We start from the raw sequence: 24,021 nt of genomic DNA, 5'->3' as shown, positions 1-24,021 counted from the left end.
ACTCACAATCCGCGCGTGCGGAAAGTGGTAGGTTTCCGCGGCGGTTACGAGAACCGAAGGAGGTGTCCCCCACGCCGTCCCCAGGCAGCCCCAGGTGCGAACCGCGCCACCCGTCCATCCCAGGAGCACCTGCATGCGTCAGATCGTTTCCTTCGCACGTCCCGCCTCGGCCCCGTTCGCTCTCGCCGCCGCGCTCGCCTTGGCCATCGGCCCGGCGATGGCCTCCGAGCCCGATTCCGCACTCGCATCGGCGATGAAGCGCGACCTCGGCCTGTCCGAACAGCAACTCGGCCAGTATCTGAAAGTCGAGCGCCTCACCGCGCAGCAGGAAAGGATCGCGGCGCAGGCCCAGGGCCGCGGGTTCGCCGGCAGCTGGATCGAGCGCTCGCCCTCGGGCGATTTCCGCTGGGTCGTCGCCACCACCTCCGCCAGCGGTCGCGCCGTCGCCGGCGCCGAGACGCGGCAGGTGCGCCACAGCCTCGACGCGTTGGGCAACGCCAAGGCGCGGCTCGACGACGTCCTGGCGCAGGGCGGTCGCGCACCGACCGGCGTCTACGGCTGGTACGTGGACGTGAAGACCAACAGCGTGACGGTCAACGTGGCACCGGGGGCGGACGAGGCGGCGGTGGACTTCGTGGCCCGCAGCGGCGCCGATGCGTCGACCCTGCGCTTCCAGACCATGGCCGATGCGCCGCGTCCGCTGGCCACGTTGCAGGGCGGCAGCGAATATCTGTCCACCACGACCAGCGGCTCCTACTACTGCTCGGTCGGCTTCTCGGTGACGCGCAACGGCGCCAAGGGCTTCGCGACGGCCGGCCACTGCGGCGACGCCGGCGATGGCGCCGCCGTCCTGGTGAGGCGCTCGCTGAGCCGCATCGGCACCTTCCAGGCGTCCAGCTTCCCCAACAACGACATGGCCTGGGTGCAGGTGGATGCGGCACATACGCTGCTGCCCTCGGTCAGCGGCTATGGGGCGGGCGATGTTGCCGTGCGCGGCAGCCTCGAAGCGCCGGTGGGAGCGGCGGTCTGCCGCTCCGGCCGCACCACGGGCTGGAAGTGCGGGGTGATCGAGGCTAAGAACGTCTCGGTCAGCTACGGCGCCGACGGCACGGTGAACGGCACGACCCAGGTGAAGGTCTGCGCCGAAGGTGGCGACTCCGGCGGCTCCTTCATCACCAGCGCCGGCCAGGGCCAGGGCGTGCTGTCCGGCGGCAACTACAGTTGCAAGGGCAAGCAGGCGAAGCTGGCGACCAGCTACTTCCAGCCGCTCAATCCGCTGCTGCAGGCGTACGGGCTGACGCTCTCGACCACGCCCTGACCGCCAACGCATGCGCCAACGAAAACGCCCCGGCAAGCCGGGGCGTTTTCCTGTGCGGATACCGCCGCCGGCCTCAGCCGACCGCCTTCTCCGGCGCGATCGATTCGGTGATGCGGGTGAACACCTCGCCCAGCGAGCCGACGCCGTCGACGACGGTCAGTTCGCCCTGCTGGCGGTAGAAATCGATCACCGGCGCGGTCTGGTCGGTGTAGACCTGCAGGCGCTTGCGCACCGATTCCGGATTGTCGTCGGCACGGCCTTCGGCCTGGGCGCGACCGGCGATACGCTCGACCAGCAGGTCGGTGGGCACGTCCAGTTGCACGGCGAAATCGAACTTCTGGCCCAGCTTGGCCAGCAGCTGGCCCAGCGCGGCGGCCTGCACCAGGTTGCGCGGATAGCCGTCGAGGATGAAGCCGGAACGGGTGTCGTCACGGGACAGACGGTCTTCCAGCATGCCCAGCAGGATGTCGTCGCTGACCAGTTCGCCGCGCGCCATCACTTCCTTGGCCTGCAGGCCCAGCGGGCTGCCGGCCGCCACTTCGGCGCGCAACAGGTCGCCGGTGGAAATATGCGGTACCTGCAGGTAGTCCTTCAGGCGCGCCGCCTGAGTGCCCTTGCCCGACCCGGGTGGGCCCAGTAGAACCAATCGCATGCTGTAACTCCCGAAACTGGAATCCTGCGGGCGGTGGACCGCGCCGGGCGCCGGGCGCCGCGCTGCACCGCGTCATCTGTGTGAAGCTTACCGCATCCCCGCACTCCGGAACGAACCCCACATGGCGTCTGGCACCCTACTTTATGCGCAGTCCGGCGGTGTCACCGCCGTCATCAACGCCTCCGCCTCGGCGGTCATCACCGAAGCGCGTGCCCGCAAAATCAAGGTCTTGGCGGCGCGCAACGGCATCCTCGGCGCGCTGCGCGAGGAGCTGATCGACACCAGCAAGGAGTCGGCCGCCGCCATCCGCGCGCTCGCCCACACGCCGGGCGGCGCCTTCGGCAGCTGCCGCGTCAAACTCAAGTCGCTGGACGCCGACCGGGCCAAGTACGAGCGCCTGCTGGCGGTGCTGAAGGCGCACGACGTGCGCTACTTCCTCTACAACGGCGGCAACGATTCGGCCGACACCGCGTGGAAGGTGTCGCAGCTGGCGCAGGCCTTCGACTACCCGCTGACCTGCATCGGCGTGCCGAAGACGGTGGACAACGATCTCGCGGTCACCGACACCTGCCCCGGCTTCGGCTCGGCGGCCAAGTACACGGCCGTCTCCGTGCGCGAGGCCGCGCTGGACGTGGCCGCGATGGCGGAGACGTCCACCAAGGTCTTCGTCTACGAAGCCATGGGCCGGCACGCCGGCTGGCTGGCCGCGGCCGCCGGCCTGGCCGGACAGACGCGCGACGACGCGCCGCACCTGATCCTGTTCCCCGAGCGCCCGTACGACGAAACCGACTTCCTCGCCCAGGTGAAGAAGACGGTGGACCGCGTGGGCTGGTGCGTGGTGGTGGCCAGCGAAGGCATCCAGTACGCCGACGGCCGTTTCGTCGCCGATGCCGGCGGCGGCAAGGATTCGTTCGGCCACACGCAGCTCGGCGGCGTGGCGTCGTATCTGGCTGGCCGGGTGAAGGACCAGTTGGGCCTGAAGGTGCACTGGACCCTGCCCGACTACCTGCAGCGCTCGGCGCGCCATATCGCGTCGAAGACCGACTGGGAACAAGCGCAGGCAGTCGGCAAGGCGGCGGTGCAGTACGCACTGAAGGGCCAGAACGCGGTGATGCCGGTGATCGTGCGCACGTCCGATGCACCGTTCCGCTGGAAGATCGAGGCGGCGCCGCTGTCGAAGGTCGCCAACCACGAGAAGAAGTTCCCGCCGGGCTTCATCCGCAAGGACGGCTATGGCATCACCGACAAGGCGCGGACGTACCTGCAGCCGCTGATCCGCGGCGAGGCCTATCCGCCCTACGGTACCGACGGTCTGCCGAAGTACGTGGCGCTGAAAAACGTGGCGGTGAAGAAGAAGCTGCCCGCGTGGGAAGGATGATGCGCGCTTGACCCTCCGCATCGTCCGCCTCGGCAGTCCGCGCGTTGGGCACGAAGGCCTGCGCATCGGCACGGTCCGCCGGCCACCTCGCGGCGTTCCGAAGGCCGAGATCGCGTCGCAGGACTGGTACGACGTGTGGTATCCCAATCTGGCGCCCAGTGCGGCGCTGGTGAAGGAGGCGCAGGAAGCCGCCACGCCCAAGGCGTGGGCTGCGTTCGCGAAGAAGTACCGCGCCGAGATGGCCACGCCGGACAATGGCCGCACCCTGGACCTGCTGGCGGCGCTGTCGCATGGCAGCGATTTCTCGGTGGGCTGCTATTGCGAGGAAGAAGCGCATTGCCACCGTTCGGTGCTGCGCGAGGTCCTGGCGGAACGTGGCGCGGCAATCGCGGCGGGGTGACTTCAGGCACCGTCGCGGTGGCGACGGCGGTGCTAGCGTGGATCCATCATCACGCCAAGGGGAACCTCCCATGTTCCGCAAAGTACTCATCGGCATGTTGGCCGCTGCGATCGGCCTTGCCATTGCGGGCGCTGGCTACCGCTTCGGCCAGTACCTGGCGCAGAAGGACAATGCCCACGGCGCAACGACGTCCACCCCTGCGTGAGGCCATACGGGCGGAGGGCGGCGGACAGCGCTAGGCTTGCCGCATGGACAGCCTGCTTGCCGAGCTCACCGCGCTCGAAACCGAACTCCACCATCCCGGCTCACCCTGCACGCGCGAACGCCTGGAGCGCTTGCTGCATCCGGATTTCCATGAAGTCGGCCGCTCGGGCGTGCGCTATACCCGCCAGGGGGTGATCGACTTCCTGGCAACACGCACGCAGGTGCCGAACGTGGTCGCCTGCGACCATCGCATCGACGTGATGGGCCCCGACCTGGCCTTGCTGCACTTCCGTTCGCAGGAACTCGGCGGCGATGGCGCGCCCTTCCACGTCGCGTTGCGTGCATCGGTATGGCGACGCACGGATGCAGGCTGGCAGCTGTCCTATCATCAGGGCACGCCTGCCGCTCTCTAACGACAAGCCTCGCCTTCCACATCCAGCCTGGCCGCGAACAGGGTCAGCGACGGCGCCTGCGCAGCGGCTCCCGCCTGCTGCTTCGCGTCCTGCAGGTAGATGCGCGACTGGCCCTGGCCATCCAGCGGCGGCGGCGTCGCGCTGCCGGGTTTGCGCCACACGCGCACGACGGCCTGCTGAGAAGGACACGCCGCGTTCGGCACGCGGATAACGTCGTTGAGCTTCCATCCTGCCGCGACGGAAGGCTTCGCCTTGTCGAAGTCGACGAAGCGCGCGCGCGGCTGGCACTGCGGGCTGGTGCGCACCGGTGCGTAGCGATAGGGCTGCGCCGCATCACCCGTGAAGGCGCCTTCCAGGCGTGCGCAGGCCTCGGGGATCTGCCGCAGCGTGTGCACGGCGCCGACCGCCTGTGGTGCCGCGGCGGGACGCGCGATCTCGGGCTTCGGATCGGCGGCCCATGCCGGCGCCGCGATGGCCAGACAGGCGGCAAGCAATGGACGTGCGACGGTCGGACGCATGGCAACTCCTTGAAACGGATACGAAAACAGCATCGGGGCGGCAAGGCTGGCATGGAATGCCTGAACCGGTCCGTCACCGCTGGCGGCATGCAGCGCATCCGGTCATACTCGGGCCAGCTCCAGGGATGTCTGAACAAGGGTTTCGTGCTGCAGTCCATCGCAGCGGTCGAGTGCGCTCAATCGTTCAACAGGCTCCACCGGGATTGGGTTGCGTGTTCAAGCGTTCTGCTGGACGACATCCATCAACCTTGGGAGGGGTCATGCTGGAACAACACGGTTTGACGCTGGCGCTGATCTGCGCCGGCGTGGCGATCATCTACGGCATCGTCGCGGCACGCTGGATCCTGAAACAGCCCGCGGGCAACGCCCGCATGCAGGAAATCGCGGCGGCCGTGCAGGAAGGCGCCAGCGCCTACCTCAACCGCCAGTACACCACCATCGGCATCGCCGGCCTGGTGCTGCTGGTGCTGATCGGCTTCTTCGTCTCATGGGCCAGCGCCATCGGCTTCCTGATCGGCGCGGTGCTGTCCGGCGCCGCCGGCTACATCGGCATGAACGTCTCGGTACGCGCCAACGTGCGCACGGCCGAGGCCGCCAGCAAGGGCATGAGCGCGGCGATGGACGTGGCCTTCAAGGGCGGCGCCATCACCGGCATGCTGGTGGTCGGCCTGGGCCTGCTGGGCGTGGCCGGCTACTTCGCGGTGCTCCACCTGCACCTCGGCTACACCGAAGCCGACGCGCTGCACGCGCTGGTCGGCCTGGCGTTCGGCTCGTCGCTGATCTCGATCTTCGCGCGGCTGGGCGGCGGCATCTTCACCAAGGGCGCCGACGTCGGCGCCGACCTGGTGGGCAAGGTGGAAGCGGGCATTCCCGAGGACGATCCGCGCAACCCGGCGGTGATCGCCGACAACGTGGGCGACAACGTCGGCGACTGCGCCGGCATGGCGGCCGACCTGTTCGAGACGTACGCAGTCACCATCATCGCCACCATGCTGCTGGGCAGTCTGATGGTCGCGCAGGCCGGCGAACATGCGGTGCTGTATCCGCTGGTGCTCGGCGGCGTGTCGATCATCGCCTCGATCGTCGGCGCGATGTTCGTCAAGGTGAAGGCCGGCGGCTCGATCATGGGCGCGCTGTACAAGGGCGTGATCGTCTCGGCGGTGCTGGCGGCGATCGCGTTCTATCCGATCACCACGCAACTGATGGCGGACTCGTCGTACGGCGCATTGAACCTGTACTTCTGCGCACTGGTCGGGCTGGTGCTGACCGGCGTGATCGTGTGGATCACCGAGTACTACACCGGCACCCAGTACGCGCCGGTCAAGCACGTCGCCGCCGCCTCCACGACCGGCCACGGCACCAACATCATCGCGGGCCTGGGCGTGTCGATGCGATCCACGGCGTGGCCGGTGGTCGCGGTGTGCATCGCGATCCTCGGCGCGTACGCGCTGGGCGGCCTGTACGGCATCGCCATCGCCGCCACGGCCATGCTGTCGATGGCCGGCATGATCGTGGCGCTGGATGCCTACGGCCCGATCACCGACAACGCGGGTGGCATCGCGGAGATGGCGGAACTGCCGCCCGAGATCCGCGCCATCACCGATCCGCTGGATGCCGTCGGCAACACCACCAAGGCGGTGACCAAGGGCTATGCGATCGGGTCGGCCGCACTCGCCGCGCTGGTACTGTTCGCCGACTACACGCACAACCTGCAGACCGCGCATCCGGGCACGATCTTCACCTTCGACCTGTCCAACCACCTGGTGATCGTCGGCCTGCTGATCGGCGGCCTGATCCCCTACCTGTTCGGCGCGATGGCGATGGAAGCCGTGGGCCGCGCGGCGGGCAGCGTGGTGGAGGAAGTGCGCCGCCAGTTCCGCGAGATTCCCGGCATCATGGCCGGCACTGCCAAGCCGGATTACAGCCGGGCGGTCGACATGCTGACCAAGTCGGCGATCAAGGAAATGATCGTGCCCTCGCTGCTGCCGGTGGTCGTGCCGATCGTCGTCGGCCTGCTGCTCGGGCCGCAGGCGCTGGGGGGTCTGCTGATCGGCACCATCGTCACGGGCCTGTTCGTCGCCATCTCGATGACCACCGGCGGCGGCGCGTGGGACAACGCCAAGAAGTACATCGAGGACGGCCACCATGGCGGCAAGGGCAGCGAGGCGCACAAGGCCGCGGTGACCGGCGACACCGTCGGCGACCCCTACAAGGACACCGCCGGCCCGGCGATCAACCCGCTGATCAAGATCATCAACATCGTCGCCCTGCTGCTGGTGCCGGTGCTGCCAGTCAACGGCTGGCTGGGCGGGGTCGCAGCACCCGCCGTCGCCGCCCATGCCGCGCCGATGACGACCGGTGAGCTGGTGGCAGGACGCAGCGCGCGCATCCTGTTCGACAGCGGCTCGGCCGTGGTGCCGGCTGATACCAGCGTGCGCCTGTCCGGCGTGCTGGGCACGCTGGGCACCGATCCCGCCACCCAGGTCCGCGTCTCCGGCTTCCACGACGCCAGCGGCGATGCCGCCGCCAACGAAGCGCTGGCGAAGCAGCGCGCCGAAGCCATCCAGCAATGGCTGGTGGTCAACGGCGTGGCGATCGAGCGCATCACGCTGGACAAGCCGGCGCAGACCACCGGCAGCGGCGACGCCGACGAGGCGCGGCGCGTGGATGTGCGGGTGGAGTAGGCCTTCGTCTCGATGCGCAACGAAGAAGGGCGGCCAGTGGCCGCCCTTCTTCTATCCCATGTGGGAGCGACGTAAGTCGCGACCGCACGCCATAAGATGCTTCAGACCGGCGATCGACACGGATCAATGCGAAAAGAACGGATCAGGGCAAGACGCTTGATCGGCGTCCATCTGCATTGATCCGTTCTGATCGGGTGGTCGAGCTCGCGACTTACGTCGCTCCCACCACAGCCAGCCCCGCTGCGAATCACGACGTCGGCTGCAGCGCCACCACGCGCACGTCGACGTCCTTGCAGGCCTCGTCCTTGCAGATGCCGTTCACCCAGGCTTCGCCGTTGCCGAACATCACGCCCTTGTAGTTGACCATCAGCTGCGAGTACTTCTGCCGCTTGATCGCCTCGGCGATGGCCGGCGTCATGATGCGGTCGTACTCGCGCACGAAGGTATCGGCGTCGGCGACCTTCAGCGGCTGTCCGTCGCGGACGGTGGCGAACGGGTAGTCCACCAGCGCGGCCACGGCGGCGGCATCGTTCGTCACCACGGCTTTCTGGAGCTGGCGGATCACCGCCTCGTAGCGGGCATGGTCGCCGAGCACCTCGTCGATGGCCTGGTTGACCGCGCGCGGATCATCGACGGCCTCGGCCACGGACGACGCCGGTGCCGGCGCAGCGGCTGCGTCCTGCGTTGCCTCCACAGGCGCGGCGCCGGCCGAGGGCGCGGCAGGATCGGGAGCGGCAGGGGTGCAGGCCACAAGCCATAGCACCGCGACAGCGGCGATCGGTGTCTTCATCGTGCGGATTCCTGGTCAGGTGGAGAGGCGGCGCGGCAGCCATTCCCTGGCGACAACCCAACTCCGGCGATGCGGGCCCATCCTAGCCAGCCCGGCGCACGATTGCGTTCGGGAATCGTTAGGGACGATCGTCATCCCGGCGCAGGCCGGGACCCAGTGACGTGTGCGGATCAGTGGGTATGCGCGAAAGACGCTGGGTTCCGGCGTTCGCCGGGATGACGGCCTTTTGAGGAGCCGCCATTTCCTTCGTATCGACTCAACTCAACACATCCGCCAACACCTTCCGACCGACCGCAGCGGCCGCCTCGACTTCCGGCGTCGCCTCGGCGGCCGCGCGCGCCTCGGCCTGCTGCTTCAGGTACACCGGGCAGTGCTCCATCATGTAGTCGACGTCGAAGGTCATCCGCTCGACCAGGAAATCGACGAACGCGCGCACCTTCGGGGACTGCACGTGGCCGCGCGGGAACACCGCGTTGAACTCGTACTCCGGTCCGGTCCAGCCGGCGAGCACGCGTTGCAGGTGTCCCTGCTCCAGGTAGGGCTTGACCATGACGTCGGCGCCCAGCATCAGGCCTTCGCCGCACAGCAGCGCGCCCTTCAGCGCGGCGGGATCGTTGGCGACCAGGATGGGATTGATCGGATAGTCGTGTTCGCCACTGGCATCGCTCAATGCCATGGCCCAGGCGTTGCCGCGACGGTTCTTCGGCATGGCCAGCACGCGATGGTGCTGCAGGTCGTCCGGATGCAGGGGCTCGCCGTAGCGCGCCAGATATTTCGGGCTGGCGTAGACCTGCGTGCGCAGCGTGGTGAGCCGGCGGGCCACCAGGTTGGAATCCGGCAGGCTGCCGATGCGCAACGCCACGTCGATCTCGCCGGAGATCAGGTCGAGCGTGTCGTTGGCGAGCAGCATCTCCACGCGGATCTCGGGGTATTGGGCATGGAACTCGCCGAGCAGCGGCGAGATCTTGTCGATCCCGATGGAATACGGCGCGGTGAAGCGCAGCCAGCCACGCGGGCCGGCATGCAGCTGGCTGACCGCGCTCGCCGCTTCGTTCAACTCGCGCGCGATGCGCTGGCAGTGTTCGTAGTAGACGTTGCCGGCCTCGGTCAGGCCGAGTTTGCGCGTGGTCCGGTGCAGCAACTGCGCACCCAGGCGCGTCTCCAGTTCCTGCACCTTGCGGCTGACGGTGGTCTTGGGCAGGCGCAGCACGTTGGCGGCGGCAATGAAGCTGCCCTGCTCCACCACCTTGACGAAGATCAGGGTGTCGTTGAGATCGTGGCTCATCGTGGGGACTCCGGTAGGCAAAGGGGACATTGGCCCGCTGACGGGATGATTATTCCCCTAAATCAGGACTAATCAAGTCCTCATTGGAGGCGTAACGTGACACCCATCGTCCTCCACCGGGTACCGCCCCCATGCTGTTCGCCCGCCTCTTCCAGTCGCTGGAGCATCGCGAAGATACCTCGGAATCCCCCTACCCTCGGGCTTTCCGGCGCGAGAAAAGCCTTTTGTTACAGGACATTTCCGGGCATGTCGCTGCGCCGCGCTCGCAGCGTGGCGGCGTGATGGGCGGTGGCCGCCGGATCGGCAAGCTGATGTCGACATCCGGGATTATCCCGACAACGGGAGGATTCATCCCATGAGCGGGACACTTGCCCGACGCATTCCGACAAACGGCATGGGCGGGGGCCCGGACCGCCACGCAGCGCCCGCCCTGCGCCTGGGCACGTGCCGCGCATTCGTGGCCCCGACGTCCGACGGCGCGCAGGATCAGGCAAGCGCCCAGCAGGATCCGGATATCGCGCGCACCGCGCCGGTCGCCAGACTGCTGCCCATGCCTGCTTCCCTTCCCCATGCCGTCCTTCGCTGGCTGCGTGCCGCCGCCCGCTCGCTGACCGAACGCCTCCGCGGGCCGGCCGATCCGTCGCTTTCCTCCCCCGCGACGGGTCGGTCCGCCATGCGCCTGCCGTTCGCCGTTCCGCGTGCCGGCTTCCGCGAATTCACCCTGCCGCGCCACCTGGCCGACGGCGGCGCGCTGCGCCTGCGGGTGAAGTCGGCCGGTGTCAGCACGCGCATCGGCTCGCTGCCGAGACGGGGCACGCCGTGAGCACGAAGAAGGACACGCTGACCCCCGGTGCACTGGTGCTGGGCGCGAGCGGCAACGTCGGCTTCGGCGTGGTCGGTGCACTGCTGGAAGCCGGCTGCCCGGTGCTGGCCGTCGGTCGCGACGGTCCGCGCATGAGCGCACTGGCCGAACACTTCGAAGACGAGCCCGGACTGGAACTGCTGTACTCGCCGTGCATCCACGACGACCGCGACGCCGCGCGCCTGGCCGAGGACGTGCGCGAGCGCGGACGCCCCCTGCGTGCCGTGTTCGCCAGCATCGGCACGCCGCTGCAGGCCGGCCGCCTGCTGGACCGGCCGGCGTCGTTCCTGCTGGAAAAGCTGGAAGCGGACCTCATCCCGCACCTCGCCGCCGCACGCCACCTGCTGCCGCTGCTGTCCGAAAGCCAGACCGCCGCGAACTATGTACTGATCGGCGGCCCGTATGCGGAGCGCGGCTGGTCGGGCTACGGGCACGCTTCGGTCACCGGCGCCGCCATGCGCATGCTGACGCAGGTGCTGCACGAGGAAGCACAGACGCTGGGCGTGCGCGTGCAGCTGCTGTCGGTCGACAAGCCGGTATGCACGCCGGAGAACGCGATCAACGCCTGCGCGGAGTGGCCCAACGCGCTGGCCGTCGGACGCAGCGCGGTGGCCCTGTTGTCGCGCAACGGCCGGGCGGCGCAGTCGATCGTCACCTGGTCCGCGCACGATGCCAAGCCGCCGGAGAACACCCTGGCGCGCGACTTCGAGGAAGCGCTGTGGGCCGTCGCCGGCGCCAAGCGCAATGGCCGCACCTCCGCCTGACTGTCACGCCCTCACGCATGCCGCCGTCCCTGCTCCGCTATCGACCTTCCGCTTGACCTCAACCTGACTTCAGGTCGCACCCTTCCCGCCCGCTCCTCCTCTCCCCCAAGAGACCACCACCCATGAACATTCATCCCACGTCTTCTCCGCGTTCGCGGCGCCTGCTGGCGCTCGGCGCGTTCAGCGTCCTCGCCATCGCCGTGCTGGCGGGTTGCAGCGGCCAGGCCGCCGAACACGGCGCGCCGCCGCCGCCGGAGGTCTCCGTCGCCGCCGTGCCGGTCAAGTCGATCAGCCAGTGGGACGAGTTCAGCGGCCGCGTCGAAGCCATCGAACACGTCGACCTGCGCCCGCGCGTGTCCGGCTACATCGACCGCGTCGTCTACACCGAAGGCCAGGAAGTGAAGAAGGGCGACGTGCTGTTCACCATCGACGCGCGCAGCTACCGCGCCGAGCTGGCGCGCGCGCAGGCCGAACTGGCACGCGCCCGCACCCAGGCCGACCTGGGCCGCAGCGAGGCCGCGCGCGCCAAGCGCCTGGCGGAGATGCAGGCCCTGTCCACCGAAGAGTACGAACAGCGCCGCGCCAACGCCGACCAGGCGCAGGCCAACGTCGCCGCCGCACAGGCCGCCCTGGAAACCGCCCGCCTCAACTTGGAATGGACCCAGGTGCGCGCGCCGATCGACGGCCGCGCCGGCCGCGCGCTGGTCACCGCCGGCAACCTGGTCAGCGCCGGCGATGCCGCCAGCGTGCTGACCACCGTGGTGTCGCTGGACAAGGTTCACGTGCACTTCGACGCCGACGAACGCGCCTTCCTGCGCTACGCCGAAATGGCCCGCAAGGGCGAGCGCCCGAGCGAACGCGACGGCAAGGTACCGGTGCAGGTGGCGCTGGCCGACGAGAGCGACTTCCCGCACACCGGCGTGGTCGACTTCCTCGACAACCAGGTGGACCGCAGCACCGGCACCATCCGTGCGCGCGCCCTGCTCGACAACGCCGACCGCGCATTCACCCCGGGCCTCTATGCCCGCGTGCGTCTGCTCGGCAGCGGCGAGTTCAAGGCCGCGCTGGTCGACGACAAGGCCGTGCTGACCGACCAGGACCGCAAGTACGTCTACGTGGTCGACAAGGAAGGCAAGGCGCAGCGTCGCGACGTGAAGGTCGGCCGGATGGCCGATGGCCTGCGCATCGTCGAGCAGGGCCTGGCGGCCGGCGACAAGGTCATCGTCAGTGGCGTGCAGAAGGTCTTCTTCCCCGGCATGCCGGTGCAGGCCAAGGCCGTGGCGATGGGCGCAGCCGATGCGCCGGCCGCTGCGGTCGCCATGAAGTAGACAGCGTCGTTCCCGCCTTCGCGGGAATGACGGCAGGGGATGCACGCGATCCGATTCGATCGCTGCATCCCGCGGCATCCAATGCCAGACAACGATTCCCACCACGGTCCAACCGGACGGTGGTCAGCCCATTGCATCTTTCCTGCAGGAAATCCACCCATGGACTTCTCCCGTTTCTTCATCGACCGGCCGATCTTCGCCGCGGTGCTGTCGATCGTGATCTTCGCCGCCGGCCTGATCTCGATCCCGCTGCTGCCGATCGGCGAATACCCCGAAGTGGTGCCGCCCTCGGTGGTCGTGCGCACCGTCTACCCCGGCGCCAACCCCAAGGTGATCGCCGAAACCGTCGCCACCCCGCTGGAAGAAGCCATCAACGGCGTGGAGGACATGATGTACGTCAAGTCCGTCGCCGGCTCCGATGGCGTGCTGTCGCTGACGGTGACCTTCAAGCCGGGCACCGATCCCGACGAAGCCGCCGTGCGCGTGCAGAACCGCGTGGCGCAGGCGCAGGCGCGCCTGCCCGAGGACGTGCGCCGGCAAGGCGTCACCACCCAGAAGCAGTCGCCGGTGTTCCTGATGGTCGTGCACCTGACCTCGAAGGACGGCAAATACGATTCGCTGTACCTTCGCAACTACATGCGCCTGCACGTCAAGGATGAGCTGGCGCGCATCCAGGGCGTGGGCGATGCGCAGCAGTTCGGTGGCGGCGACTACGCGATGCGCCTGTGGCTGGACCCCGACAAGGTGGCCGCGCGCGGCATGACGGCCGGCGACGTACTGCGCGCCGTGCGCGAGCAGAACGTGCAGGTCTCGGCCGGCCAGCTCGGTGCCGAGCCGATGCCGAACGGCAGCGACTTCCTGCTGCCGATCAACGCCAAGGGCCGGCTCGAAACCACCGAGGAATTCGGCAACATCGTGCTGAAGAGCGGCGCCGACGGCGAAATCGTCCGGCTGGCCGACGTGGCCCGCATCGAACTGGCGGCCGGCGATTACACCCTGCGCGCGCGTTTGGACGGCAAGAACGCGTCGGCGATCGGCATCTTCCAGGCGCCCGGCGCCAATGCGCTGGAGATCCGCGACGCGGTGGTCGCCAAGATGGACGAGATCCGCCCGACGTTGCCGCCGGGCGTGGAGATCCAGTCGATCTACGACACCACCATCTTCGTCCGCGACTCCATCAAGTCCGTCGTCATGACGCTGCTGGAAGCCACGCTGCTGGTGGTGCTGGTGGTGATCCTGTTCCTGCAGACCTGGCGCGCCTCGATCATTCCGCTGCTGGCGGTGCCCGTCTCGGTGGTCGGCACGTTCGCCGTGCTGTACGTGCTGGGCTACTCGATCAACACCTTGACCCTGTTCGGCCTGGTGCTGGCCATCGGCATCGTGGTCGACGACGCCATCGTGGTGGTGGAGAACGTCGAGCGCCACATCGAACTCGGCGCCACGCCGCTGGAAGCGGCCCACCTGGCGATGAAGGAAGTGTCCGGTCCGATCATCGCCATCGCACTGGTGCTGTGTGCGGTGTTCGTGCCGATGGCGTTCCTGACCGGCGTCACCGGCCAGTTCTACAAGCAGTTCGCCGTCACCATCGCCATCTCCACGGTGATCTCGGCGATCAACTCGCTGACCCTGTCGCCGGCGCTGGCGGCCAAGCTGCTGAAGTCGCACCATGCGCCGAAGGACGGCCCGTCGCGGCTGATCGACCGCCTGTTCGGCTGGCTGTTCCGCCCGTTCAACCGCTTCTTCAACCGCAGCTCGCAGCGTTACGAAGGCGCAGTGTCGCGCGCCCTCGGCAAGCGCGGTGCGGTGTTCGTGGTCTACATGGTGCTGCTGGTCGGCGCGGGCCTGATGTTCAAGGCGGTACCGGCAGGCTTCATTCCCGTGCAGGACAAGCTGTACGTGATCGCCGGCGTGAAGATGCCGGAAGGCGCCTCGATCGAACGCACCGATACCGTGCTCAAGAAGATGGCGGCGCTGGCCAACGAAGTGGACGGCGTCGCCAGCGAGATCGCGTTCCCGGGCCTCAATCCGCTGCAGTTCACCAACACCCCCAACAACGGCGTGATCTTCTTCACCCTCGATCCCTTCGGTGAGCGCTCGCGCTCGGCCGAGGAAATCACCGCCGAACTCAACCAGAAGTTCTCCACCATCCAGGAAGGCTTCACCTTCGCCTTCATGCCGCCGCCCATCCAGGGCCTGGGCAATGGTTCCGGCTGGTCGCTCTTCATCGAGGACCGTACCCGCCTGGGCTATGGCGAACTGCAGAACGCCGTGCAGGCCTTCCAGGGCGCGGCATCGCAGACGCCGGGCCTCGGCTTCCCGATCAGCAGTTACCAGGCCAACGTGCCGCAGCTGGATGCCGAGGTCGACCGGGTGAAGGCGAAGGCACAGGGCGTGCCACTGACCGAGTTGTTCGACACGCTGCAGACCTACCTGGGCTCGGCCTACGTCAACGACTTCAACATGTTCGGCCGTACCTGGCAGGTGATCGCCCAGGCCGACGGTCCGTTCCGCGACAACGTCGAGGACATCGCCAACCTGCGTACCCGCAACGGTAACGGCGAGATGGTGCCGATCGGCAGCATGGTCAGCGTCAAGCAGACCTACGGCCCGGACCCGGTGATCCGCTTCAACGGGTATCCGGCCGCGGACCTGCTGGGCGACGCCGATCCGCGCGTGCTGTCCTCCGGCGAAGCGATGGCGAAGGTCACCGAGCTGGCGCAGCAGGTGTTGCCCACCGGCATGGGCATCGGCTGGAGCGATCTCAGCTACCAGCAGATGACGCAGGGCGGCGCGGCGCTGGTGGTGTTCCCGCTGGCCGTGCTGCTGGCCTTCCTGGTGCTGGCCGCACTGTACGAAAGCTGGACGCTGCCGCTGGCGGTGATCCTGATCGTGCCGATGACGCTGCTGTCCGCCCTGTTCGGCGTGTGGCTGGCCGGTGGCGACAACAACGTGTTCGTACAGGTGGGCCTGGTGGTGCTGATGGGCCTGGCGTGCAAGAACGCCATCCTGATCGTCGAGTTCGCCCGCGAGCTGGAGATGCAGGGCAAGGGCATCGTGGAATCAGCACTGGAATCCTGTCGCCTGCGCCTGCGTCCGATCATCATGACGTCGGTGGCGTTCATCGCCGGCACGGTCCCGCTGGTGCTGTCCAGCGGCGCCGGCGCCGAGGTGCGCTCCATCACGGGCATCACCGTGTTCGCCGGCATGCTGGGCGTCACCCTGTTCGGCCTGTTCCTGACCCCGGTGTTCTACGTGGCGCTGCGCAAGCTGGCCAACCGACCGCTGGTCTCCCACGCGCCGGCGGCGGACGCCGCGCAGGCGCACCATTGAATTCCCTTTCCTAATCCAACGAGGTCATGCCATGAACGTTTCTTCCAAGATCGCCCTGGTCACCGGTGCCACCCGCGGCATCGGTCGCGAAACCGTGCGCCAGCTGGCCGAAGCCGGCGTGCACACGCTGCTCGCCGGCCGCAACCGCGAGAAGGCCGTCGAAGCCGCGCTGGACCTGCAGTCGCAGGGCCTGCCGGTCGAGGCCATTGCGCTCGACGTCACCGACTCGGCCAGCATCGCCGCCGCGGTCAAGGAGGTCGAGCAGCGCCACGGCAGGCTCGACATCCTGGTCAACAACGCCGGCATCATGGTCGACGACGGCACCAAGGGCGTCGCCGGCCAGTCGCTCGATACCTGGCGCACGACGTTCGATACCAATGTGTTCGGCCTGATCGAAACCACCCAGGCCTTCCTGCCGCTGCTGCGCAAGTCCGACGCCGGCCGCATCGTCAACGTGTCCAGCCTGCTGGGCTCGCTGTCCGAACACCAGAACCCGGCATCCTTCATCTACGGGTTCAAGGGCATCCCGGCGTACAACGTGTCCAAGAGCGCGGTCAACGCGTGGACCATCCACCTGGCGCACGAGCTGAAGGACACCGGTATCAAGGTCAACACCATCCATCCGGGTTACGTGCAGACCGACATGAACAAGGCCGGCGACCAGCAGAACGGCGAGCTGTCCGTGCCGGATGGCGCGCGCACCAGCGTGCAGCTGGCGCTGATCGGCAACGACGGCCCCACCGGCGGCTACTACTACTTCGACCAGGTGCTGCCATGGTGATCCGTTCGCTCGTCATCGGCGTGGCGACCGCGCTGCTTGCCGGCTGCGTGACCGTGGGACCCGACTACGCGACGCCGCAGACCGCGCCGGTCACGCTGCAGCAGGCCAGTGCCGTCGACTACGTGGCCGACCATCCGGTCGCCACGTGGTGGAGCCAGTTCGACGATCCGGTGCTCGACCAGCTGGTGCGCGAAGCTCTGCTCGCCAACCACGACGTGCGCATCGCGGTGTCGCGCGTCAACGAGGCCCGCGCGGTGTTCTCCGAACGCCGGCTGGACCTGGCGCCGCACGTCACGATGGGCGTGGAAGGCACGCGCACCAAGCAGCCGGTCGAAGGCCAGGGCCGCGTGGAGACGGACAGCTATTCCGCCGGCTTCGACGCCGCTTGGGAGCTGGACCTGTTCGGCCGCGTGCGGCGCAATGCCGAAGCCGCACACGCCGACCTGCAGGCGCAGCGCAACGATCTGCAGGCCATGCAGGTGACGGTGGCCGCGGAAGTGGCGCGCAACTATTTCGAGTTGCGCGGTACGCAGAAGCGGCTGGACGTGGCGCGTCGCATCCTGCAGACGCTGGGCGAAACGCAGCGCCTGACCGAGTCGCGCTTCGACCTGGGCGCCGGCAGCCAGCTGGACGTGCAGAGCAGCCTGGCCCGTGTACGCGCGGTGGAAGCCGAGGTGCCGCTGCTGGAGGCGGTCGAAGGCCAGTCGCGCCATCGCTTGGCCGTGCTGGTCGGCCAGCGGCCCGGCGAGCTGGACACCCTGCTCGCCCCGCGCGAGGCCCCGGCCTTCGCCAAGGCCCTGCCGATCGGCGACACCACCGAACTGCTGCGCCAGCGCCCGGACGTGCGCGCGGCCGAGCGTCGCCTGGCCGCGGCCACTGCGCGCGTCGGCGTGGCGACCGCGGACCTGTTCCCGCGCGTGAGTCTGCGCGGCTTCATCGGCTTCCTGTCCGGCGGCTGGGGCAATCTGGTCAACGGCGACAACCGCGCCTGGCAGGTCACGCCCTCGATCAGCTGGGCCGCGTTCGACATGGGCAGCGTGCGTGCGCGCCTGCGTGCAAGCGAAGCGCAGGCCGACGGCGTGGCCGCGCAATACGAGCAGGCCGTGCTCGGCGCGCTGGAGGAAACGGAAAACGCACTGCTGTCCTATGCCAAGCAGCAGGCCCAGCTGAAACTCCGGCTGGAACAATCCGTTGCCGCGCGCCGCGCGGCAGAGCTGGCCGAAGTCCGGTATCGTGCCGGCTCTTCGGACTTCCTCACCCTGCTCGACGCGCAACGCACGCAGCTGGCGGCGGACGATGCGCTCGCGCAGGCCGAGGCCGGTGTCAATGTCGGTGTCGTGGCGATCTACAAATCGCTGGGAGGCTGGGGCGAACAGGACGTGGCGCCCGCCCTGGCGGCGCTGCCCTGAGCCTGCATCATCACGTCGTCTTGCCGATAACCCCTTGCATGCTGCGCCCACGGGCGCAGCCCATCCCCTGATCGAGTGTCATCCGTGCCTGCTGGACATCCTCTTCCGACCCACGCCTCCTCTCTTTTCCTGTTTTCCCGCGCGGCGCCCCGATGGCTGCTGGGTGCGCTGCTGGCCATCGCCTGCACACCCGCCGTCGCCGCCGAACCGCGCACCGCGTGGTACGTGCAGGGCGGCGTGGCCGAAGACGCGCAGTCGCTGACCGTCGGTGCCAGCCGCGACTGGCGCTGGGAGAAGCAGTACCGCTACGGCCACGTCAGCGGCCAGTGGCAGGGCGAAGTCGGCCGCTGGCACAGCGACAGCGAAAACAGCACCCAGCTGGGCGTGACGCCCGCGCTGCGCTGGCGTCCCAACGGCTGGAGCGAGGGCTGGTTCGTCGAGGGCGGGATCGGCGTCAACGTGATCTTCCCCAAGTACGACACGCGGAAGAAAGAGTTCAGCACCACCTTCAACTTCGGCGACCACATCGCGCTGGGCAAGCGCTTCGGCAACGACGACCAGCACGAATGGTCGCTGCGCTTCCAGCACTTCTCCAACGCCCGCATCAAGCGGCCGAATCCTGGCGAGAATTTCCTGCAGTTCCGCTATACGCACCGGCTGTAAGCCGTGCCTGTGGGATGGGGTGCGGAATGTCGGACGTGGAATATGGAGTTTTCAATGTGGGAGCGACGTAAGTCGCGATCAAGTTAGATCGGTGTCCCCGCAGCATGGCTGGGCAGTCGATCGCGACTCACGTCGCTCCCACACCTGCTATTCCAACACGTGTTGTTCCAGCACCTGTTGGTTAGCGCAGCTCTTCCTTCCCCTTCTCTTCGGCCTGTCAGTGTTGAGCGCTACCGCAGCGGCGCCGCCATCACCAGCGGCTCCAAGTCGTAGCCCATGGCCTCGGCCTTCGCCTTCAACTGCTCGAACAGGGCACGGTCCATCGTCGGTTCGCGCGACAGGATCCACAGGTAGTCGCGACCGGGCTCGCCCACCATCGCCCACTGGTAATCGGGATCCAGCGCGATTACCCAGTAGTCGGCCCACACCATCGGCGCCCACGACAACCAGTCGGGAGCGAAGCGCACTTCCAGTCGGCCGGGATGGCCTTCGACCGGTCGGGCGACCCCTTCCGACTGGTCCAGGCTACCGTCCTTGGTGCGGCAGGCATTGAGCACACCGATGGCGCCGCCGGGACCATCGAGGCTGTAGCGCGCGGTGATGTCGCCCACGCACTGGCGCTGGAAGAACATCGGCAGGTGCGCGATCTCATGCCATTGACCGGCATAGCGCGAAAGCTCCAGGTCGGGCACGGACGTGACCGGATCGGCCGCATGGGCCACGAGCGCGCTGGCACCCAGCGCGGCGGCGAGCGTCAGGCGGATCGCAAGGGAGGGACGTGTCATGGGTTCACTCGGTTACGGTGGCGGCATGCCGCACGCCTACGTCAATGAAAAAGAAGCGGATGCATCCTTCGCTGGGATGCACCCGCTCCGTGCCACACTTCCGGCTGAGGCTTACTTGGTGGTGAGGGTCAGGCCAGCGGCCTCGACGCTCTTCACGCCCTTGATCTGCTTGGCGACCATCACGGCCTTGTCCTTCTGCGCTTTGTTGTCCACGGCGCCCGACAGGGTCACCACGCCATCGACGGTCTCCACCTTGATGTCCAGGCCGGAGACGTTCTCGGTGGCCAGCAGATCGGCCTTGACCTTGGTGGTGATCCAGGTGTCGGTCACCGGCTGGTTGGAATCGTTCTGCGCATTCTCTTCCGGCTCGTTCGGCGGGTTGGCGGCCATCACGTGCGAGGCGGAGAACAGCAACGCGGTCGACAGGGCGGCGGCGAGCAGCGAGCGGGTACGTACATGGGTCATGATCGTTCTCCTGATGTGGTGTTGGCCGAGTGTCTGCGTCGCTTCGTACAACACGCGTGAAAACACACGCCAGTGAAACCGCGCCGTTCAGCCCGGCGTCGCGGGACATTCATGCATGTGCACAGGGAGTCAACGCGGCGCTTCCCTTACCATGGACGCCTGCCCTCGGACATCTCGCGCATGGATAATCCGCTCAAGGTCGCTCTCGTCGGCTACGGCTTCGTCGGCAAGGTCTTCCACGCACCGTTGATCCAGGCCACGCCGGGATTGACGCTGCACACCGTGGTATCACGCGATGCCGGCAAGGTGCGGGCCGACTGGCCGACAGTGACGGTCGTGCCTGACGCACACGCGGCGTTCGCCGATCCGGCCGTGGATATGGTCGTCATCGCATCACCGAACGACACGCATGCGCCGCTGGCGATCGCCGCGCTGGGCCAGGGCAAGCATGTGGTGGTGGACAAGCCATTCACGCTGACACTGAGCGAATCGCGCGAGGTGGTGGCCACCGCGTCACGGGCCGGACGCGTGGTCAGCGTGTTCCAGAACCGGCGCTGGGATGCGGACTTCCTCACCGTCCGCCGGTTGATAGAAGAAGGCGCGCTGGGCCGCGTCGCGGAATTCCATTCGCACTTCGATCGATTCCGTCCGATCGTGCAGGACCGCTGGCGCGAGCGCGACGAGCCCGGTGGCGGACTGTGGTACGACCTCGGCCCGCACCTGCTGGACCAGGCGCTGCAGCTTTTCGGCGCTCCCCTGGCAATCAACGCCGACATCGCGCGAATGCGCGACAGTGCGCGGGCGGCGGACTACGTCGACGTGACCCTGCGCTACCCGCACCACCGCGCCGTCCTGCATGCGTCCACGCTGGTCGCGGGCAACGGCCTGCGCTTCGCCGTGCATGGCACCCGGGGCAGTTACCTCAAGCACGGACTGGATGCGCAGGAAGACCAGCTGCGTGCCGGCGTCGTACCGGGCGCGCCCGGCTGGGGCGTCGATCCGCGCGCGGGCGAAATGGTGCTGGACCGCGATGGCCGCCTCGTCACCAAGATCGCCAGCGCCGAAGCCGGCGACTACCGCCGCTACTACGCCGGCCTCCGCGACGCGATCCTGCACGGCACCGCGCCGCCCGTCACGCCGCAGCAGGCGCTCGACGTGATGCAGCTGATCGAGCTCGGTCTGCAGAGCAGCGCGGAGCGTCGGGAGATTGCGCTGGAGTGAAACACCACGGTAGAGACCGGCGTGGGAGCGACGTAAGTCGCGAAGCCTTTTCTCCACGCACCGTCCATGCCTGCAACGTCGTGTTCCGGCGTGCCCGCACGTTGACGCTGCAGCGGTGGTTCATCGCGACTTACGTCGCTCCCACAGTGATCCTGCCGCCTCAGGCCATGGCTCGCCCGCGATACGTCCGGTACTGCGCCATCGCCAGCATGGCCATGTCTTCGTGGGTGTCGCCGTAGGCATGGATGGCGACATAGGCCTGCGGATCGCACAACGCGCGGATGCGGCGCACCTTCTCCTCGCCCACGCATTGCGCACCGGCATAGCCGGTAATGCGTCCGCCGCGCTCGGCCAGTACCGAACACGCGAGTTCCAGGCCCTGCGCGGCGCACCACGGCGCCAGGTAGACATCCAGCCCGCCGGACACCACGACGATGCGGTCGCCGCGTTCGCGATGCCATGCCAGCTTCTCCATCGCCTCGGGCCGCAGCAGGCCCGGCAGCACCTCGCGCGCGAAGGCGTCGCCCTGCGCCCGCAGACGCGTGGCCTGCACGCCGCGCAATCCCACCTGCACGATGCTGGCCCGTGTCGGATTGCCCGCCACCCAGCCGCGCCGGTAGCCGAACACCACCGGCGCCAGCAACGCACCGCCCACCAGCAGGCGCCAGCGCGGCACCGCGTAGCGCATGAAGTCCGGGAAGGTCTCGTGCGTAGTCAGCGTGCCGTCGAAGTCGAACAGCGCGAGGTCGGGCACGTGCGCGCGCTCACTCGGCCGCAGCCGGTGCCTGCTCCATTTCCTCGGCGATCATCTTCTGCATGGCGGGCATCATCGCGCCCATCCGCGCCTGCACCGCCTGCATGGTGTTCTGCATCACCAGCGGCATCTTGTCGACGACGGCCTGGCCGGCCGGCGTGCGGTAGAAGGCGAGCATGCCCTGGATCTCGTCCTCGCTGAACGACTTGCCGTAGATGTCGACATACATCGGCGCCATCACGTCCCAGCCCATCTCCTGCTTCATCAGGGCGGTCATGCGGGTGCTGAAGCGCTGCATGCGGGCTTCCTGCCCCGGCGTCATCTCATCACCGAAGGCCTGCCGCATCGAACCGGCATACATCGATTCCATCTGCCCGTAGACCTGCTCGAGCATGGCGCGCGCGCGGGTCACCTCCAGCAGTTCGCGGATCGAAGCTTCGCTGGCAGGTGCGGCGGCCGCATGGAAGACCGGCGACGCGAGGACGAGCAGCAGGCACACCATCCACTTCTTCATGTGATGCTCCTTGAGGGCGAACGGAAATGAGGGAACACGGGGATCAGAGGCTGCGCAGGATCTCGGCGCGCTGGCGCGCATGCTCGGCGGTGGTGATGCTGCCCTGGGCCAGCAGCGTGTCCAGGCGCTGCAGGCGGGCTTCCACGGTGGGCGCCGGTGTCGCGGCTGCGCGCGAACGGCGAATCAGGAACCACGCCAGCCCGCCGATGGCGAGGACCGGCAGGACGAAGAACAGGAACAGGATGATCCAGTGCCAGAGGCTGATGCCGCCCATGCGTGTGCTTCCCTGCAAGCGCCATCGGGCGCGATGACCCGATTCTAGCCTTGCCGCCCGATGGCGGCGACCGCCTCAGCGCTCCCCATCGAGCAGGCGCGCGCCCGGCCCCTCCTCGCCCAGTGCGTCCCAGGGATTGCGCAGCGGGCAGGCTTTCAATGACAGGCAACCGCAGCCGATGCAGCCGTCGAGCTGGTCGCGCAGGCGGATAAGGCTGGCGATGCGCGCATCGAGCGCGGCGTGCCAGCGCGCCGAGAGCTTCTTCCAGTCGGCGGCAGTGGGCGTGCGGTTCTCCGGCAGCGACGACAGCGCGGACTGGATTTCCGCCAGCGGAATGCCGGTGCGCTGCGCCACCTTGATGACGGCGACACGGCGCAGCACGTCGCGCGCATAGCGGCGCTGGTTGCCGGCGTTGCGCCAACTGTGGATCAGCCCCCTGGCCTCGTAGAAGTGCAGCGTGGAGATGGCGACGCCCGCGCGTGCGGCCACCTGGCCGACGGTGAGCTCTGTTTCGATGGGAGGATGCTGTTTTCCTGGCATGGCGGGTTGACCTCAAGAATGCTTGAGGTTCTACCCTGCCCTCCCGTTTCCCCGCAAGACCGGCCCATGCCCGCTCCCCTGCACCTGGCGCTGCTGTACGGCAGCACCCGCGAAGGCCGCTTCTGCGACACCGTCGCCGATTGGCTGCGCACGCAGCTCGAGCTGCGCCGCGACTTCGTCGTCGATGCGGTCGATCCCGCCCTGCTCGACCTGCCGTCCCGCCATGGCGGCGCACCGAGCGCTGACCTGGTGAATCTGCAACAACGCGTCTGGCGCGCCGACGCCTTCGTGGTGGTGGTGCCGGAGTACAATCACGGCTATCCGGCGGCGCTCAAATTCGTGATCGATTCGGTCCAGGCCCACTGGCAGGCCAAACCGGTCGCGTTCGTCGCCTATGGGGGCCACAGCGGCGGCGTTCGCGCGGCGGAACAGTTGCGGCAGGTGTTCTCCGGGCTGCATGCGGTACCTGTACGCGATGGCGTGTACTTCACGCAGGCATGGGACCGGTTCGACGTCGCCGGCAGGCCGCGTGAAGGCGATGCCAGCGCACGCGCCGCGCACCGCATGCTGGACCAGCTCGCCTGGTACGGCCACGCGCTCCGCCAGGCGCGCGCGGCCTGGCCCTATCCCGCCGGCTGAGCCGGTACGTTTTCCCCCGGCGCGCCGATGCGCGCCCACGATGGACCGAC

The 24,021-nt window shown here is 68.1% G+C and carries 26 protein-coding genes and 1 pseudogene; 17 read left to right on the top strand and 10 right to left on the bottom strand.

Annotation, left to right across the window (positions count from 1 at the left end; all coding sequences use genetic code 11):
- The first annotated feature begins 133 nt into the window (after nucleotides 1-133).
- Nucleotides 134-1,318 carry a S1 family peptidase gene (locus ASD77_RS08625; RefSeq protein WP_055939991.1) on the top strand — a complete coding sequence of 395 codons (1,185 nt, stop codon included), beginning with the start codon at nucleotides 134-136 and terminating at the stop codon, nucleotides 1,316-1,318.
- 73 nt (nucleotides 1,319-1,391) lie between these two features.
- On the opposite strand, the gene ASD77_RS08620 is transcribed toward ASD77_RS08625, so the two are convergent.
- Nucleotides 1,392-1,970, bottom strand: a complete 579-nt coding sequence (locus ASD77_RS08620) for an adenylate kinase (RefSeq protein ID WP_055939989.1) — start codon at nucleotides 1,968-1,970, stop codon at nucleotides 1,392-1,394.
- A 121-nt stretch (nucleotides 1,971-2,091) separates the two neighbouring features.
- Here ASD77_RS08620 and ASD77_RS08615 point away from each other — a divergent pair, with 121 nt between their 5' ends.
- The 4 genes from ASD77_RS08615 (at nucleotide 2,092) to ASD77_RS08605 (ending at nucleotide 4,365) form a co-directional block, all read left to right on the top strand.
- Nucleotides 2,092-3,348, top strand: a complete 1,257-nt coding sequence (locus tag ASD77_RS08615) for a 6-phosphofructokinase (protein ID WP_055939987.1) — start codon at nucleotides 2,092-2,094, stop codon at nucleotides 3,346-3,348.
- A 7-nt stretch (nucleotides 3,349-3,355) separates the two neighbouring features.
- The gene (locus ASD77_RS08610) at nucleotides 3,356-3,748 is read left to right on the top strand and encodes a DUF488 family protein (RefSeq protein WP_055939985.1); all 393 of its coding nucleotides are present in this window, start codon (nucleotides 3,356-3,358) and stop codon (nucleotides 3,746-3,748) included.
- Between the two features lie 70 nt (nucleotides 3,749-3,818).
- Entirely contained in the window at nucleotides 3,819-3,953 is a 135-nt protein-coding gene (locus tag ASD77_RS18615; protein WP_268793371.1) for a hypothetical protein, read from the top strand.
- Between the two features lie 43 nt (nucleotides 3,954-3,996).
- Complete coding sequence (locus ASD77_RS08605) at nucleotides 3,997-4,365, top strand: DUF4440 domain-containing protein (RefSeq protein ID WP_055939984.1); 369 nt, start codon at nucleotides 3,997-3,999, stop codon at nucleotides 4,363-4,365.
- Here the strand turns inward: ASD77_RS08605 and ASD77_RS08600 are convergent.
- Entirely contained in the window at nucleotides 4,362-4,883 is a 522-nt protein-coding gene (locus ASD77_RS08600; RefSeq protein WP_055939982.1) for a hypothetical protein, read from the bottom strand. The two genes, ASD77_RS08605 and ASD77_RS08600, sit on opposite strands and share 4 nt — an antisense overlap.
- Nucleotides 4,884-5,143: 260 nt before the next feature.
- Between ASD77_RS08600 and ASD77_RS08595 the strand changes: the two are divergent.
- Together ASD77_RS08595 and ASD77_RS18475 are read left to right on the top strand one after the other, a co-directional pair.
- Nucleotides 5,144-7,171, top strand: a pseudogene (locus ASD77_RS08595) (sodium-translocating pyrophosphatase); the annotation flags it as partial.
- 60 nt (nucleotides 7,172-7,231) lie between these two features.
- A complete protein-coding gene (locus tag ASD77_RS18475) occupies nucleotides 7,232-7,567 on the top strand; it encodes an OmpA family protein (RefSeq protein WP_235578519.1) in 336 nt (111 codons plus the stop codon).
- 247 nt (nucleotides 7,568-7,814) lie between these two features.
- On the opposite strand, the gene ASD77_RS08590 is transcribed toward ASD77_RS18475, so the two are convergent.
- Nucleotides 7,815-8,357 carry a hypothetical protein gene (locus ASD77_RS08590; protein WP_156383531.1) on the bottom strand — a complete coding sequence of 181 codons (543 nt, stop codon included), beginning with the start codon at nucleotides 8,355-8,357 and terminating at the stop codon, nucleotides 7,815-7,817.
- A 256-nt stretch (nucleotides 8,358-8,613) separates the two neighbouring features.
- On the bottom strand, nucleotides 8,614-9,642 hold the full coding sequence (locus tag ASD77_RS08585; protein ID WP_055939975.1) for a LysR family transcriptional regulator: 1,029 nt from the start codon (nucleotides 9,640-9,642) through the stop codon (nucleotides 8,614-8,616).
- A gap of 131 nt (nucleotides 9,643-9,773) precedes the next feature.
- Here ASD77_RS08585 and ASD77_RS08580 point away from each other — a divergent pair, with 131 nt between their 5' ends.
- The 8 genes from ASD77_RS08580 (at nucleotide 9,774) to ASD77_RS08545 (ending at nucleotide 18,779) form a co-directional block, all read left to right on the top strand.
- A complete protein-coding gene (locus ASD77_RS08580) occupies nucleotides 9,774-10,001 on the top strand; it encodes a hypothetical protein (RefSeq protein WP_055939973.1) in 228 nt (75 codons plus the stop codon).
- Between the two features lie 191 nt (nucleotides 10,002-10,192).
- Complete coding sequence (locus ASD77_RS18315; protein ID WP_162247619.1) at nucleotides 10,193-10,465, top strand: hypothetical protein; 273 nt, start codon at nucleotides 10,193-10,195, stop codon at nucleotides 10,463-10,465.
- The gene (locus ASD77_RS08570; RefSeq protein WP_162247618.1) at nucleotides 10,462-11,268 is read left to right on the top strand and encodes an SDR family NAD(P)-dependent oxidoreductase; all 807 of its coding nucleotides are present in this window, start codon (nucleotides 10,462-10,464) and stop codon (nucleotides 11,266-11,268) included. The genes ASD77_RS18315 and ASD77_RS08570 overlap by 4 nt, the downstream gene beginning before the upstream one ends.
- A gap of 122 nt (nucleotides 11,269-11,390) precedes the next feature.
- Complete coding sequence (locus ASD77_RS08565; RefSeq protein ID WP_055939965.1) at nucleotides 11,391-12,596, top strand: efflux RND transporter periplasmic adaptor subunit; 1,206 nt, start codon at nucleotides 11,391-11,393, stop codon at nucleotides 12,594-12,596.
- Between the two features lie 159 nt (nucleotides 12,597-12,755).
- Nucleotides 12,756-15,926, top strand: a complete 3,171-nt coding sequence (locus ASD77_RS08560) for a multidrug efflux RND transporter permease subunit (protein WP_055939963.1) — start codon at nucleotides 12,756-12,758, stop codon at nucleotides 15,924-15,926.
- A 31-nt stretch (nucleotides 15,927-15,957) separates the two neighbouring features.
- The gene (locus ASD77_RS08555; RefSeq protein ID WP_055939961.1) at nucleotides 15,958-16,707 is read left to right on the top strand and encodes an SDR family oxidoreductase; all 750 of its coding nucleotides are present in this window, start codon (nucleotides 15,958-15,960) and stop codon (nucleotides 16,705-16,707) included.
- Nucleotides 16,701-18,116, top strand: a complete 1,416-nt coding sequence (locus ASD77_RS08550) for an efflux transporter outer membrane subunit (protein WP_055939958.1) — start codon at nucleotides 16,701-16,703, stop codon at nucleotides 18,114-18,116. The genes ASD77_RS08555 and ASD77_RS08550 overlap by 7 nt, the downstream gene beginning before the upstream one ends.
- 84 nt (nucleotides 18,117-18,200) lie before the next feature.
- Complete coding sequence (locus ASD77_RS08545) at nucleotides 18,201-18,779, top strand: acyloxyacyl hydrolase (RefSeq protein WP_055939956.1); 579 nt, start codon at nucleotides 18,201-18,203, stop codon at nucleotides 18,777-18,779.
- Between the two features lie 230 nt (nucleotides 18,780-19,009).
- Here ASD77_RS08545 and ASD77_RS08540 read toward each other — a convergent pair whose 3' ends face one another.
- The gene (locus tag ASD77_RS08540; protein WP_055939953.1) at nucleotides 19,010-19,564 is read right to left on the bottom strand and encodes a lipocalin family protein; all 555 of its coding nucleotides are present in this window, start codon (nucleotides 19,562-19,564) and stop codon (nucleotides 19,010-19,012) included.
- Nucleotides 19,565-19,675: 111 nt separating this feature from the next.
- Nucleotides 19,676-20,029: a BON domain-containing protein gene (locus ASD77_RS08535; protein WP_055939951.1), complete on the bottom strand. Its 354-nt coding sequence runs from the start codon at nucleotides 20,027-20,029 to the stop codon at nucleotides 19,676-19,678.
- A 180-nt stretch (nucleotides 20,030-20,209) separates the two neighbouring features.
- On the opposite strand from ASD77_RS08535, the gene ASD77_RS08530 reads away from it, so the two are divergent.
- A complete protein-coding gene (locus tag ASD77_RS08530; protein ID WP_055939948.1) occupies nucleotides 20,210-21,250 on the top strand; it encodes an oxidoreductase in 1,041 nt (346 codons plus the stop codon).
- A 160-nt stretch (nucleotides 21,251-21,410) separates the two neighbouring features.
- Here the strand turns inward: ASD77_RS08530 and ASD77_RS08525 are convergent, their stop codons facing one another.
- The 4 genes from ASD77_RS08525 to soxR form a co-directional block, all read right to left on the bottom strand.
- Nucleotides 21,411-22,004, bottom strand: coding sequence for an HAD-IB family hydrolase (locus ASD77_RS08525; RefSeq protein WP_055939945.1), 594 nt, complete (start codon nucleotides 22,002-22,004; stop codon nucleotides 21,411-21,413).
- A gap of 10 nt (nucleotides 22,005-22,014) precedes the next feature.
- Entirely contained in the window at nucleotides 22,015-22,518 is a 504-nt protein-coding gene (locus tag ASD77_RS08520; protein ID WP_055939942.1) for a DUF2059 domain-containing protein, read from the bottom strand.
- A 43-nt stretch (nucleotides 22,519-22,561) separates the two neighbouring features.
- Nucleotides 22,562-22,792 carry an SHOCT domain-containing protein gene (locus ASD77_RS08515; protein ID WP_055939940.1) on the bottom strand — a complete coding sequence of 77 codons (231 nt, stop codon included), beginning with the start codon at nucleotides 22,790-22,792 and terminating at the stop codon, nucleotides 22,562-22,564.
- Between the two features lie 75 nt (nucleotides 22,793-22,867).
- Entirely contained in the window at nucleotides 22,868-23,308 is a 441-nt protein-coding gene (gene soxR, locus ASD77_RS08510) for a redox-sensitive transcriptional activator SoxR (RefSeq protein WP_327194190.1), read from the bottom strand.
- Nucleotides 23,309-23,398: 90 nt separating this feature from the next.
- On the opposite strand from soxR, the gene ASD77_RS08505 reads away from it, so the two are divergent.
- Nucleotides 23,399-23,971 carry an NAD(P)H-dependent oxidoreductase gene (locus ASD77_RS08505; protein WP_055939936.1) on the top strand — a complete coding sequence of 191 codons (573 nt, stop codon included), beginning with the start codon at nucleotides 23,399-23,401 and terminating at the stop codon, nucleotides 23,969-23,971.
- The last annotated feature ends 50 nt before the right edge of the window (nucleotides 23,972-24,021 follow it).

Source organism: Pseudoxanthomonas sp. Root65 (assembly GCF_001427635.1).
Classification (GTDB): Bacteria; Pseudomonadota; Gammaproteobacteria; order Xanthomonadales; family Xanthomonadaceae; genus Pseudoxanthomonas_A.
Note: the sequence above shows the minus strand (reverse complement) of the source record. Positions and strands in the feature narration are given on the sequence as shown.

Excerpts from the sequence above, each read along its gene's own strand:
- ASD77_RS08600 (WP_055939982.1), bottom strand. The coding sequence starts at position 4,883 with ATGCGTCCGACCGTCGCACGTCCATTGCTTGCCGCCTGTCTGGCCATC.
- ASD77_RS08505 (WP_055939936.1), top strand. The coding sequence starts at position 23,399 with ATGCCCGCTCCCCTGCACCTGGCGCTGCTGTACGGCAGCACCCGCGAA.
- ASD77_RS08565 (WP_055939965.1), top strand. The coding sequence starts at position 11,391 with ATGAACATTCATCCCACGTCTTCTCCGCGTTCGCGGCGCCTGCTGGCG.
- ASD77_RS08520 (WP_055939942.1), bottom strand. The coding sequence starts at position 22,518 with ATGAAGAAGTGGATGGTGTGCCTGCTGCTCGTCCTCGCGTCGCCGGTC.
- ASD77_RS08605 (WP_055939984.1), top strand. The coding sequence starts at position 3,997 with ATGGACAGCCTGCTTGCCGAGCTCACCGCGCTCGAAACCGAACTCCAC.
- ASD77_RS08550 (WP_055939958.1), top strand. The coding sequence starts at position 16,701 with ATGGTGATCCGTTCGCTCGTCATCGGCGTGGCGACCGCGCTGCTTGCC.
- ASD77_RS18475 (WP_235578519.1), top strand. The coding sequence starts at position 7,232 with ATGACGACCGGTGAGCTGGTGGCAGGACGCAGCGCGCGCATCCTGTTC.
- ASD77_RS08535 (WP_055939951.1), bottom strand. The coding sequence starts at position 20,029 with ATGACCCATGTACGTACCCGCTCGCTGCTCGCCGCCGCCCTGTCGACC.
- ASD77_RS08515 (WP_055939940.1), bottom strand. The coding sequence starts at position 22,792 with ATGGGCGGCATCAGCCTCTGGCACTGGATCATCCTGTTCCTGTTCTTC.
- ASD77_RS08615 (WP_055939987.1), top strand. The coding sequence starts at position 2,092 with ATGGCGTCTGGCACCCTACTTTATGCGCAGTCCGGCGGTGTCACCGCC.
- ASD77_RS08590 (WP_156383531.1), bottom strand. The coding sequence starts at position 8,357 with ATGAAGACACCGATCGCCGCTGTCGCGGTGCTATGGCTTGTGGCCTGC.
- ASD77_RS08540 (WP_055939953.1), bottom strand. The coding sequence starts at position 19,564 with ATGACACGTCCCTCCCTTGCGATCCGCCTGACGCTCGCCGCCGCGCTG.
- ASD77_RS08560 (WP_055939963.1), top strand. The coding sequence starts at position 12,756 with ATGGACTTCTCCCGTTTCTTCATCGACCGGCCGATCTTCGCCGCGGTG.
- ASD77_RS08530 (WP_055939948.1), top strand. The coding sequence starts at position 20,210 with ATGGATAATCCGCTCAAGGTCGCTCTCGTCGGCTACGGCTTCGTCGGC.
- ASD77_RS18315 (WP_162247619.1), top strand. The coding sequence starts at position 10,193 with ATGCCTGCTTCCCTTCCCCATGCCGTCCTTCGCTGGCTGCGTGCCGCC.
- ASD77_RS18615 (WP_268793371.1), top strand. The coding sequence starts at position 3,819 with ATGTTCCGCAAAGTACTCATCGGCATGTTGGCCGCTGCGATCGGCCTT.
- ASD77_RS08620 (WP_055939989.1), bottom strand. The coding sequence starts at position 1,970 with ATGCGATTGGTTCTACTGGGCCCACCCGGGTCGGGCAAGGGCACTCAG.
- ASD77_RS08625 (WP_055939991.1), top strand. The coding sequence starts at position 134 with ATGCGTCAGATCGTTTCCTTCGCACGTCCCGCCTCGGCCCCGTTCGCT.
- ASD77_RS08580 (WP_055939973.1), top strand. The coding sequence starts at position 9,774 with ATGCTGTTCGCCCGCCTCTTCCAGTCGCTGGAGCATCGCGAAGATACC.
- ASD77_RS08555 (WP_055939961.1), top strand. The coding sequence starts at position 15,958 with ATGAACGTTTCTTCCAAGATCGCCCTGGTCACCGGTGCCACCCGCGGC.
- ASD77_RS08585 (WP_055939975.1), bottom strand. The coding sequence starts at position 9,642 with ATGAGCCACGATCTCAACGACACCCTGATCTTCGTCAAGGTGGTGGAG.